12 protein-coding genes are annotated in these 11,717 nt (G+C 35.1%); 7 read left to right on the top strand and 5 right to left on the bottom strand.

Annotated elements, in window-relative coordinates:
* Positions 1–2: 2 nt before the first annotated feature.
* Positions 3–1,544 carry a glycine--tRNA ligase gene (locus JHL15_RS02115; protein WP_200242224.1) on the bottom strand — a complete coding sequence of 514 codons (1,542 nt, stop codon included), beginning with the start codon at positions 1,542–1,544 and terminating at the stop codon, positions 3–5.
* A 285-nt stretch (positions 1,545–1,829) separates the two neighbouring features.
* Between JHL15_RS02115 and JHL15_RS02110 the strand changes: the two genes are divergently transcribed.
* The 3 genes from JHL15_RS02110 to JHL15_RS02100 all read left to right on the top strand — a co-directional run bounded on the left by JHL15_RS02110 (position 1,830) and on the right by JHL15_RS02100 (position 4,711).
* Entirely contained in the window at positions 1,830–2,885 is a 1,056-nt protein-coding gene (locus tag JHL15_RS02110) for an alpha/beta hydrolase (RefSeq protein WP_200242222.1), read from the top strand.
* A 24-nt stretch (positions 2,886–2,909) separates the two neighbouring features.
* Positions 2,910–3,605 (top strand): pseudouridine synthase, encoded by a 696-nt coding sequence (locus JHL15_RS02105; RefSeq protein WP_200242220.1) that lies wholly within the window; start codon positions 2,910–2,912, stop codon positions 3,603–3,605.
* Positions 3,606–3,688: 83 nt separating this feature from the next.
* Positions 3,689–4,711 carry a quinone-dependent dihydroorotate dehydrogenase gene (locus tag JHL15_RS02100; protein WP_200242219.1) on the top strand — a complete coding sequence of 341 codons (1,023 nt, stop codon included), beginning with the start codon at positions 3,689–3,691 and terminating at the stop codon, positions 4,709–4,711.
* Positions 4,712–5,181: 470 nt separating this feature from the next.
* Here the strand turns inward: JHL15_RS02100 and JHL15_RS02095 are convergent, their stop codons facing one another.
* Together JHL15_RS02095 and JHL15_RS02090 are read right to left on the bottom strand one after the other, a co-directional pair.
* Positions 5,182–6,066 carry a hypothetical protein gene (locus JHL15_RS02095; RefSeq protein WP_200242218.1) on the bottom strand — a complete coding sequence of 295 codons (885 nt, stop codon included), beginning with the start codon at positions 6,064–6,066 and terminating at the stop codon, positions 5,182–5,184.
* A 31-nt stretch (positions 6,067–6,097) separates the two neighbouring features.
* On the bottom strand, positions 6,098–7,342 hold the full coding sequence (locus tag JHL15_RS02090) for a DUF445 domain-containing protein (protein WP_200242216.1): 1,245 nt from the start codon (positions 7,340–7,342) through the stop codon (positions 6,098–6,100).
* Between the two features lie 104 nt (positions 7,343–7,446).
* Here JHL15_RS02090 and msrB point away from each other — a divergent pair, with 104 nt between their 5' ends.
* The 4 genes from msrB (at position 7,447) to JHL15_RS02070 (ending at position 9,812) form a co-directional block, all read left to right on the top strand.
* A complete protein-coding gene (gene msrB, locus JHL15_RS02085) occupies positions 7,447–7,890 on the top strand; it encodes a peptide-methionine (R)-S-oxide reductase MsrB (RefSeq protein ID WP_200242214.1) in 444 nt (147 codons plus the stop codon).
* 6 nt (positions 7,891–7,896) lie between these two features.
* Positions 7,897–8,286, top strand: a complete 390-nt coding sequence (locus tag JHL15_RS02080) for a DUF7079 family protein (protein ID WP_200242213.1) — start codon at positions 7,897–7,899, stop codon at positions 8,284–8,286.
* A 338-nt stretch (positions 8,287–8,624) separates the two neighbouring features.
* On the top strand, positions 8,625–9,383 hold the full coding sequence (locus tag JHL15_RS02075; protein WP_200242210.1) for a murein L,D-transpeptidase catalytic domain family protein: 759 nt from the start codon (positions 8,625–8,627) through the stop codon (positions 9,381–9,383).
* Between the two features lie 48 nt (positions 9,384–9,431).
* The gene (locus tag JHL15_RS02070; protein WP_200242209.1) at positions 9,432–9,812 is read left to right on the top strand and encodes a cupin domain-containing protein; all 381 of its coding nucleotides are present in this window, start codon (positions 9,432–9,434) and stop codon (positions 9,810–9,812) included.
* Between the two features lie 231 nt (positions 9,813–10,043).
* Here JHL15_RS02070 and fabF read toward each other — a convergent pair whose 3' ends face one another.
* Positions 10,044–11,285: a beta-ketoacyl-ACP synthase II gene (gene fabF, locus JHL15_RS02065; protein WP_200242207.1), complete on the bottom strand. Its 1,242-nt coding sequence runs from the start codon at positions 11,283–11,285 to the stop codon at positions 10,044–10,046.
* Positions 11,286–11,287: 2 nt separating this feature from the next.
* Entirely contained in the window at positions 11,288–11,713 is a 426-nt protein-coding gene (locus tag JHL15_RS02060; RefSeq protein ID WP_200242206.1) for a PaaI family thioesterase, read from the bottom strand.
* Positions 11,714–11,717: the final 4 nt, after the last annotated feature.

Raw genomic sequence — 11,717 nt, 5'->3', positions numbered from 1 at the left:
TTTTATATTTTTGAAAGTAAATTTCTAAAGTTGGTTTTCTCATCAATGATCCTTCTCAATTCAGATACCGGAACTCTTTCCTGCTGCATCGTGTCCCTGTCTCTGATCGTTACTGTATGATCAGTAAGAGAATCGTGATCTATGGTGATACAGTAAGGAGTACCAATGGCATCCTGTCTTCTATAACGCTTTCCGATAGCATCTTTCTCTTCATAGAATAAATTGAAATCATACTTCAGATCGTTGAAGATATTTTCTGCATATTCTGCTAAACCATCTCTCTTCATTAATGGAAGAATAGCAGCTTTAATTGGTGCTAATGCCGGAGGAAGGGATAAAACTGTTCTTTCAGAACCATCTTCCAATACTTCATCTTTAAGACAATGAGAGAAAATAGAAAGGAATAATCTATCTAAACCTACAGAAGTTTCCACCACATAAGGAACATAGTTTTCATTTCTTTCAGGATCGAAGAACTGAAGTTTTCTTCCTGAATGTTTTTCGTGAGCTTTTAAATCGAAATCAGTTCTTGAGTGAATACCTTCCAGTTCTTTGAAACCAAAAGGGAAATTGAACTCAATATCAGCAGCTGCATTCGCATAATGAGCTAATTTTTCATGATCATGGAATCTGTAATTGTCGTTTCCTAGACCTAAAGCAAGGTGCCAGTTCAGACGTTTTTGCTTCCACTGCTCATAGAATTCTAATTCAGTACCAGGAGCAACGAAGAATTGCATTTCCATTTGTTCAAATTCACGCATTCTGAAAATAAACTGTCTTGCAACGATCTCATTTCTGAATGCTTTTCCGATTTGCGCGATACCGAAAGGAAGTTTATGACGGGATGTTTTTTGGACATTTAAAAAATTAACGAAGATACCTTGAGCCGTTTCAGGTCTCAAATAAAGATCCATTGCAGAATCTGCAGAAGCTCCCAATTTAGTTCCAAACATCAGGTTGAATTGTCTTACTTCCGTCCAGTTTTTAGAACCTGTATCTGGATCAGCAATTTCCAATTCCTCAATTAATGCTTTTACATCAGCAAGATCTTCATTCTCTAAAGACTTTGCTAATCTTGAAAGAATAGCTTCTCTTTTTGCGCGGTATTCTATGATTTTAGGATTGGTCGCTTCAAATTGAGCTTTATCAAAAGAATCTCCGAATCTTTTGGCCGCTTTTTCGATTTCCTTATTCTCTTTATCTTCAATTTTGGCACAATAATCTTCTACCAAAACATCTGCTCTGAAACGTTTTTTAGAATCTTTATTGTCGATCAATGGATCATTAAAAGCGTCTACGTGGCCTGATGCTTTCCAAGTGGTAGGGTGCATAAGGATCGCCGAATCAATACCCACAATATTTTCGTTAAGCTGTACCATAGCTTTCCACCAATATTGCTTGATATTATTTTTTAGTTCAGCTCCATTCTGCCCATAATCATAAACAGCGGATAACCCGTCATAGATCTCACTTGAAGGGAAAATAAAACCATACTCTTTAGCGTGAGAAATCACTTTCTTGAAAACATCTTCTTGCTTTGCCATAATTTTTTTTACGTCTGATGTGCAAAAATAGTGAAAATGTAGGAAGATGGAAGCGGGAAGATGGAAGTTTTTATAATGCAGAAAATCAGGAGCCGGGAACCTGCTTTCGCTACTCGCTATTTTGATATTTTCATTTCGGCGGCGAAGCCGCCGAAATGAAAATATCAAAATGAGCTCAAACATGCCGCTCAATCAGGGCTAAATAGGATCAAAAAATAAAATTCAGTCATTAATGTCTTATTTTGAGACAATTTAACGAGATTTGTTTTCAATTAAAGTTTTACAATGAAAAGAAACGGATTCATACTTTTAATTTTTGTTTTACTGGCTCAATTTTTAGGAGCGCAGAAAATTCCTGAAGGAAAAGTGGTTACAACTTATATTACAGCCAAAACTTTACAAAATAAAGCAGGAGAAAATCCTAAGCGAAGAGTTTCAATATATCTGCCACCGGATTATGAGAAATCTTCAAAAAGATATCCTGTAATTTACTTTTTGCATGGTTTTTTCTGGAGTGATAGTTTGTTGGTTAGTAATGATAAAATTAATCATATTGTTGATCGTGCTATCCATTCAAAGAAAATAAAGCCGGTTATTATGGTCATGCCGGATGAAAGTACGGTTTTCAAAGGAAGCTTTTATGCCAATTCAAAATCTTCGGGAAATTGGTCGGATTTTACGTCGATTGAGTTGGTGGATTTTATTGATAAAAATTACAGAACCATCGCGAATAAAGACAGTCGCGGAATCACAGGACATTCCATGGGAGGAAATGGCGCGTTACGAAACGCTTTCCTGCATCCTGAAATTTTTTCATCTGTTTATGCGCTTTCCCCAGGGGTTTTAGATGCTCAATATTTTGCACTAACAGAAATGGATTTATATAAAAATGTAAAAAATATTAAAGAAATCAAAGACCTTTCAAAACCTGAAAATGCGGGAACAAACATTATTTTTGCCATTGCAAGAGCATACAATGGAAATGAAAACAAATCTCCGTTTTTTGCAGATCTTCCCTTTTCTTTTGATGGAGAAAATGTAAAAGTAAACGCTTCTGTTGCAGAAGAATTAAAGAAAAATTCTACTTCCGAATTAATTTTCTCTCATTACAATAACATCAAAAAACTGAAAGCCATAAAATTTGACTGGGGCAGGAATGATGAATTTAAACATATCCCTGTAAGCTGTATGAATTTAAGCAAAAACCTTGAAATGCTTAGAATTAAACACGAGGCAGAAGAATATATCGGAACCCATGGAAGCGAAGTCAGCAGAGAAAACGGAAGAATAGAAAATCAAATGCTGCCCTTTTTTAATATGAATCTGAAGTTTGAGGAATAATCAGAAAACTTCTACTTTTGCCAGATGTTAGAAATTCTTTATCGCGACGAACATCTCATTGCTATCAATAAACCCAGTGGATTATTGGTGCATAAGTCTTTTTATTCCGGAGAAGCAGATACCTATGCTATTCAGGAATTGAGAAATCAAATTGGGCAAAAAGTTTATCCGGTGCATCGATTGGACCGAAAAACTTCGGGTGTTTTATTGTTTACTTTAGATAAAGATACGTTGAGAATAATGAGCACTCAATTTGAGGAGAAAATTGTTGAAAAGAAATACATCGCCATTCTTCGTGGTTGGGCGAAAGAAGAGGAAACCATCGATTATGATTTAATTAATGAAAATGAAGTCAAGCAAAACGCGATTACCTATTATCATCGTTTACAGACCTCAGAGATAGAATTACCTTTTTTAAAACATCAGACTTCAAGATATTGTCTGGTTGAAGCCATCCCTGAAACAGGAAGATTTCATCAGTTGAGAAAACATTTTAAGCATATTTTACATCCTATTTTAGGCTGTCGTAAGCACGGATGCAACAAACAAAATAAGTTGTGGCTTCAAACATTTGGCATCAATAAAATGACGCTTCACGCCCATCAATTGGCTTTTAATCATCCTGTTTCTAACGAAAGAATTACGGTAAATGCAACTATAGATGATGAATTCAAAAGAGTAGGAGACATTTTAAATTTCGATTTGGCCTTATATTCCTAACATGTTTATAAGACTTCTCAACTTTCCACTTTCCATTTTCAACTCTCTACCAAAACCCCTATCTTTGTATTCCAAAAAAAGGCATGTACAAAACCCTGATCCGTCCCATTCTTTTTAAATTCGATCCTGAAGAAGTTCACTATTTCACTTTTTCAATGCTTAAAAATTTTCCTTTCTTAACGAAGCTTTTTCTTCCAAAACCTATTGAAGACAAAAGATTAGAAAGAGAAGTTTTTGGACTGAAATTTAAAAATCCGGTAGGATTGGCAGCTGGTTTTGATAAAAATGCAGTGCTTTTTGAAGAGCTTTCAGATCTTGGTTTTGGTTTTGTAGAAATCGGTACACTGACTCCAAAGGGACAGCCAGGAAATGATAAAAAAAGACTTTTCCGTTTAAAAGAGGATTCTGCGATCATCAACAGAATGGGGTTCAACAATGAAGGGGTAGACGCTGCGGTTGAAAGGCTTAAGAAAAACAAAAGTGTATTGATTGGTGGAAACATCGGAAAAAATAAAGTAACCCCAAATGAGGAAGCTGTAAATGATTACAAAATTTGTTTTGAGGCACTTTTTCCTTATGTAGATTATTTTGTAGTCAATGTAAGTTCTCCCAATACTCCAAACCTTCGCGAACTTCAGGATAAAGAACCTTTAACACAGCTTTTAGGTACTTTACAACAGATGAACACAGAAAAATCTAATCCAAAGCCAATTCTTCTTAAGATCGCTCCGGATTTATCCGATGATCAGTTGTTAGATATCATTGATATTGTGAAAGACACAAAGATTGCTGGAGTTATTGCTACGAATACAACATTGTCTCGTGAAAACCTTACTTCTGAAAATAAATCTGAAACAGGAGGCCTTTCCGGAAAACCATTAACAAAAAGATCTACGGAAGTCATTCGTTTTCTTTCTGAGAAAAGTGGAAAAGCATTTCCTATTATTGGGGTTGGAGGAATTCATACTGCAAAAGATGCAATTGAAAAACTTGATGCAGGAGCAAGTTTGATCCAGCTTTACACAGGATTTATCTATGAAGGCCCGGAATTGATCAATGAAATCAATAAAGAATTGTTGGTAAGAGCTTCCAGGTTACCGAGATAAAATCGAAAACATTATCGTATCAAACTATAAAAGAATTTCTTCTGTTATCAGAAAGAGATCGATTACTAATTCCCAAAATTTAATAACTCCTTTTGTCATTTTCTAGATCTAAACAAATTTATGTGAGGGTGCAATTCGTGTTGAGATTCTTTCAGAATGACAAGGTTGCGTTTTGAATATTCTCTCCGATAACTAAATAATGTTTTGAGATTTCTCCAACATATCGAATGTTTTGAATAATTCTAATTATTAATAAAAAGTTGTGACAAATACAAAAAGTTTAGGCTGTTGCTAAAATATCTATGATCATTATTAATCTCCAACATTTTATCTCCCTTTTTGTCATTCCGTAGGAATCTAAACAAAGCTTCGTGAGGATGCAATTCGTGGTGAGATTCTTTCAGAAATCAAAGATTCTGCGAAGTCAATGACAAAATTGGGTTTTTACGCTGTTTTAATCATTCTCTTTTTTATTTTGATTTTACAACCGAAGCATGATTGACATCTACAATGAGCGTGTAAGCAGGATTTGTCGTCGTTTTCTTTATGCTAAACTTTAAAATTTTCGGATCTTTATTTTTACTGACCGTAGTATCATAGATATTATTGATACAGCTTTCTGTAAGAAAATCTTCATGTCTTTTATAATTCCAGTCATTGGTAAAATATAAAACCCTGTATCCCTTTTCTCCTTCGCTGGCACCACACATTCCGCATGCATTAAAATTAGAAGTATGTTCAAAATACAGTAAAACCCTGTTTCCCGTTTTATCTGAGCTGTAAGATAATAATTTGTTTCCACCATAACGATCTATAAAATCATACGTGTTGATCTTCTTGTTATTAGGAAGAGTAAGGTAATTATTAAATCTGTAGATCATGCTATTTTTCGTCAATAGCTTTGCTGGTTGTGTTTTACTTCCTAATATAAAAGAACCTGAAATTTCACGATCCGAATGGTCGTTTGTAAAAGTCAAGGTTTCTTTAGGGTTCAGCGTTTTAGCAATACTATCAGTTTTCTCAATCAGTCGGGGTGAGGTGATCTTCTCACCAAGTATTTTAGAGTTCTGTTTTTGTTTGTTTCCAAAATGATACAGATATAAACTTCCATGATCGTAAATACCAGTTAGAGGGATTTTTTTCTGATACTTGTCGTAATAGTACCATCCGTCTACAAAATGTTGGTATTGGTTACAATCCACGATTCCGGTGTAACGCAGCTGAATAGTAATTGGAATGTTTGCAACTTCTCCTTTGAAGATTTGTGATGAATCGATACTGTTTTTTAATTCAACATGTTGAGCGAGACAAAGAAAGCCTGTTGAGCACAGGAATAGTAGAATGAGTTTTTTCATGATTGGTGGATGGTTAGTTTTTAGTTTTTTATCATATAAAGAAGTTGGCAATTGTATAAATAATCAAACCGACCAATCCTCCTACAAGTGTACCATTTACGCGAATAAACTGAAGATCTTTTCCAACTTCCAGCTCCATTTTCTCGCTGAGCTCTTTACCTTTCCAATTACCTACAGTAGAGCTGATGAGGTTTCCAAATTGATGGGTGTTTTTCAGAATATATTTATAAGCAGTGACACGTACCCAATGATCTATTTTATTTTGAAGCTTTTCATCGGTTTTTAGATTCTGGGAGAATTCATTTAAATTTTTAGAAATATAATTTTTTAATGAAGAATGATCCTCCTGTAGTTCTTTGGTGAGCGTGTTTTTGATGGAGGCCCAAATGTCATTAGAATATTCATTCAGCTTATCATTTTTTAGCAGACCATTTTTAATGTTGTCAAATTCTCCTTCCCATTTTGGATCTTCTTTTAAGTCCAATGAAAATTCATAAATCTTTTTTGTAATTAAAGATCGTATCTCATGTTGCGGATCTTCTTCCACTTCTTTGAAAAAATCTGACAGGCCGCTAGCAATTTTTTCGGCAATTTTATTATCAACAAAAGATGGGATGAAAGAATAGCTTCCTTTTTTTACCCGTTCTTCAATCATTTCATCATTCTCGATAATATAATCTTTGATCTGCTTTGAAAGATTGGTAATGATTCTCTGATGATCATTTTTATCCAAAAGATAATTAATTCCATTTCCGATAATAACATTAAACTTAATTCCGTTCGTCATTTCAGAGACTTTCTTACTGATAAAATCACTTACCACAGAATCATCCAGTTTATTGAGAATGTCCAGAACAATGTCTGAAAGGTTTTTAATTAAAATTTCCTGATTCTTTTCCTTTACCAACCATTCGCCTACGAAATTTGATATTTTAAGTTTCTGAATGTAGGGGCGTATATTTTGGGGTGAGAGAAAATTCGTCACTACAAAACTCCCAAGGTTATCTCCCAATCTTTCCTTGCTGTTTTCAATTAAATTGGTATGTGGAATGGGTAGCCCGAGAGGATGACGGAATAAGGCAGTCACGGCAAACCAATCCGCTAAAGCACCTACCATAGCTGCTTCAGAGAATGCCCGGACATAACCGATCCAGTGAGAAGTATTTGTTTTCTGGAGAATAGTGGTAATGATAAAAATAATCACCATTAACACAAATAATCCTGTAGCAAACGCTTTATATTTTCTTAATTGTTTTCTTTTGGCTTCATCGTTCATATAGTCAAATTTAGTAAATTTGATTATGAAATTTTAATTTCAATCATACTAATCATTTTCTGCAATCATGTTCGCAGAATCATCAACCTATCAAAATTACATCTATGGAAAACCATGCAAAAAACAATCCATACTACTCACGAACAGATACCACAAAATTGGATGTATCCAACGAAGAATGGAAAAAGATTCTACCTCCGGATTTGTATGCTGTGTCAAGAGAAGCAGCTACAGAAAGGGCCTTTACTGGAAAATATAATGAATTTGATGAAATAGGGGACTATTATTGTGCCGTCTGTGGAAATCACCTGTTTCGTTCCACATCAAAATTTGCGAGTAGTTGTGGTTGGCCAAGTTTCTTTGAAGCGGATAAAGAAGGGGTTTATTATAAAAGAGATACAGCCTACGGAATGGAACGGGTAGAGGTTCTTTGTAAACGATGTGACTCCCATTTGGGACATGTTTTCGATGACGGACCAAAGCCTACAGGATTGAGGTATTGCATGAATTCAGTAAGTCTGGAATTCGTTTCTGATTCTATAGTTTAGATTTCTATGGAGGGGCTGCAGTATCTTGATGAACGGAAATTAGTCTGGGAAGCATTGTCAGAATTATATCTGGATACAGAGCTTCAGGATTCAGATTTTCAGTATGTTATCCGAATCTTAGTTAAAAGTCCCTTTACTTTTGAAGAAATAAAAAAGATAGATCAATATGAAGTTTTCCCTGTGCTATTTTCCAATCTTTTAATTCCCGCCGGAGAATGGGCAGGATTTGATGGAAAAAGATTAGCTAAAAATATCATGAACTGGATTGGAAGCAGAAGTCAACTGGATATTTTTGCCATCAAATGCATTTATGTTTTATATGAGCCTATAAACAAAGCATATTGGGAAAAACTTGAAGAGATGTATAATCAGACAGATATTTCTGATAGTCATTAGAATTTCTATAATTGACTTAAACTAATTATTTGATAACGAATAAATTTCTTAAAAGAAAGGGATGACTTACGGATATGAAGAATTTGGCTATTTTTTCAAGGATATAATTCCCACTAAGACATGTTTTCGATGACAGCTTAAAGCCCATAGTAACTACAGAATCGTATGAATTTCGTATGTCAGGTATTCGGTTAGAACTTATGAAAATAAGTCGTTTAATTCACAGAATCAGGACGTTAAAGTTTCTTAAATAGCGTTAAACTTAGATTGATTTTAACCTTCGGGTGGCTATGTTTTTATAATTTTGCCCCACTAATTTATTTTTACATAGTTATTGAATGAAAGGATTATATAGCCTGTTAGGCTTTGCGTATATGGTTACCACTTCATTTTACATTTCCCCGGAGAAAGGAAATTTGAGAAGTGAAACCATAAGCACAGAAAAAATTGAAAGATTATCCGACACGAAATCTGAGAAGGCAGTAAAGGCTGTATCTTCATCAGAAGCATTATATAAATCAATTACATTTGAACCTGGACATGAACTGAATGAAGAAGTATTTTTAAAAGCTGTAACAGGTTTTGAAAATTTAAAAAAAGCGGGATTACTAAGCCAGGATTCGCATTTATTAACAGTTTGTGATTTTTCTATGTCTTCCAATACCAATAGACTGTGGGTAATTGATACACAAGAAAAGAAAGTTTTATTTAACTCCCTGGTTGCTCACGGAAAGAATACGGGAGAAGAATTTGCAACCAATTTTTCAAATACTGAAAGCTCACTTCAGAGTAGTATGGGATTCTATATCACAGATGCTACTTATAATGGAGATAACGGATATTCTTTAAGATTGCTGGGAATGGACAAGGGATTTAATGATGCAGCTTATAAAAGAGCAATCGTAATGCATGGAGCGAATTATGTAAGTGAAGAGTTTGCAGCAATGCATAAAAGAATAGGAAGAAGCTGGGGATGTCCGGCAATTCCTAAAGATCTTACAGCTCCGATCATTAATACTATAAAAGGAAGAAATTGCCTGTTCATTTATTATCCTGATCAGAATTATCTTTCTTCTTCAGAATGGTTAAAGGCTTAAGAAGGGTATTGCCATAAAGGCGATCCATCAATAAAAGTAAAAGTTCGTATGAAAAGTACAAGTGAGTTTGTTCCAGCTTTTAGGTTACTCAGTAATTCTGATGGAACGAGCAGGTTCGAAAAAGGTAAAATACCTACTTTGAAATCCATGAACACAACTACTTTTTGGATAAGTACGATAACAGAAGAATGGGAAAAAAATACACATCCGGCTCCGAGGAGACAGTATGTGGTAACATTAAAAGGAAATATTTTATTTAAAGTTAGTGATGGTTCCACATTTCTAATTGAACCGGGAATAATTTTAGTAGCAGAGGATACAGATGGTGTTGGGCATAGTTGGGAAATAATAGAAGGAGATCAGTGGGAGAGGCTTTATATTCCAATTGAAGAGGAAGCAGATGATTTTTTTATTCCTGAATCCGAATAAAATAGAAAAGCAGTCAATTTTGACTGCTTTTATTATTTGTAATTGTTAATAGGTTGGTTAATCGCAAAGCCGCAAAGAAATTTTTATTTGAAGTAATTTTTAAGGCGCAAGAAAATCAAAGATTTTCAATGTTTTAAATTCTTGGAAAAAATATTTTTATCGGAGATAAAAACCTTGCGCCTTAAAAACGTTAGATTAAAAAAATTAGCGCCTTCGCGATTAACTAATTCTTTAGCTAAACTTCTTAAAGATTAAGGTCGCATTATGTCCTCCAAATCCAAAAGCATTACTTAAAGCATAAGTAATATTTTTCTCTTTAGCCTCATTGAACACGATATTAACATCTTTAGGAATGTTCGGATCAATATTGTGCAAATTGATTGTTGGTGGGATAATCCCATTCTGAATCGCTTTTATAGAAAGAATAGCCTCCGCTGCGCCAGCTGCACCTAATAAATGTCCCGTCATCGACTTTGTTCCACTGATGTCAAGTTTTTTGCTTCCTTTGAACAGACTATTGATTGCTTTTAATTCCACGATGTCTCCCATAGGAGTTGAAGTAGCATGAGGATTAATATAGTCAATGTCTTCTGTATTGATCCCCGCTTCCTGAAGAGCAAGTTGCATGGCTTTGATAGCACCGGTACCTTCCGGATGCGGAGCAGTCATATGATAGGCATCCGCAGTCATTGCTGCACCTACTAATTCTGCATAAATTTTTGCTCCTCTGCTTTTTGCGTGCTCATATTCCTCAAGAACTAAAGATCCTGCACCTTCTCCGATGACGAATCCATCCCTGTCAGCATCATAAGGACGGCTTGCTGTTGCAAAATCATCATTTCTGGTAGACATCGCTTTCATAGTAGAGAACCCGCCTACAGAAGCCGGAGTAATACCTGCTTCGGAACCACCACTGATAATGACTTTTGCCTTCCCTAAGCGGATATAATTAAAAGCATCCATTAAGGCTGTATTCCCTGTAGCACATGCAGAAACTGTCGTGTAATTAATTCCCTGAAGTCCATATTTCATGGAAATCATCCCGGAAGCCATATTTGCAATGAATTTTGGAACAAAGAACGGGTTAAAACGAGGCGTTCCATCGCCAGTATAATATTCTGCGACTTCATTTTCAAAAGTTAGCATACCTCCTTGTCCTGTTCCCCAGATCACACCAGTATCAAAAGGATCCATATTTTCAAGATCTAATCCTGAATCCTGGATCGCTTCTGCAGATGCATACATTGCGTACTGTGTGAAAAGATCACTTCTTTTTATTTCATTATGAGTTAAATGTGTTTTAGGGTCAAAATCTTTTACTTCACATGCAAAATGAACTTTAAATTTCTCTGCATTGAAATGTTTGATCAAAGCCGCTCCGCTCACTCCATTAATACTGTTTTGCCAGAAATCTTCGACATTGTTTCCTAAGGGTGTGACTGCACCCATTCCTGTAATGACAACTCTTTTCATACCTAGTTATTGATTTTAAATAAATTAGAGGTTCCTCTAGCAATTAATCTTGTTTTATCTGCGTTCCATATTTCGCATTGGGCATTTACAAATTGCTTCCCTCTTTTAATGATTATAGTTTCGGCTACAATATTATCATTTTCTTTCGCAGTTGAAAAATAATCGATGACATTATTTATCGTTGTTATGAAAGAATTTTCGTTTAATGAAAACATGGTGGCTCCAATGATGTCGTCCACAATAGCTGCAGTTACTCCGCCATGAAGATTACCAATAGGGTTCAGCCACTCTGGCCGTACAGTATATTGGAACTCCAGCTTTCCTTCTTCTACAGAAAGAACAATGGGATTCAGCCATTTCATAAATGGTGAAGGAGACTGATCAAATTCTTTTCCAATAAACTGTTTTAACTGTTCTAATCGATCCATATTG

The organism is Chryseobacterium paridis, assembly GCF_016595215.1.
Lineage (GTDB): Bacteria > Bacteroidota > Bacteroidia > Flavobacteriales > Weeksellaceae > Chryseobacterium > Chryseobacterium paridis.
This window is presented reverse-complemented; position numbering and strand designations above follow the sequence as displayed.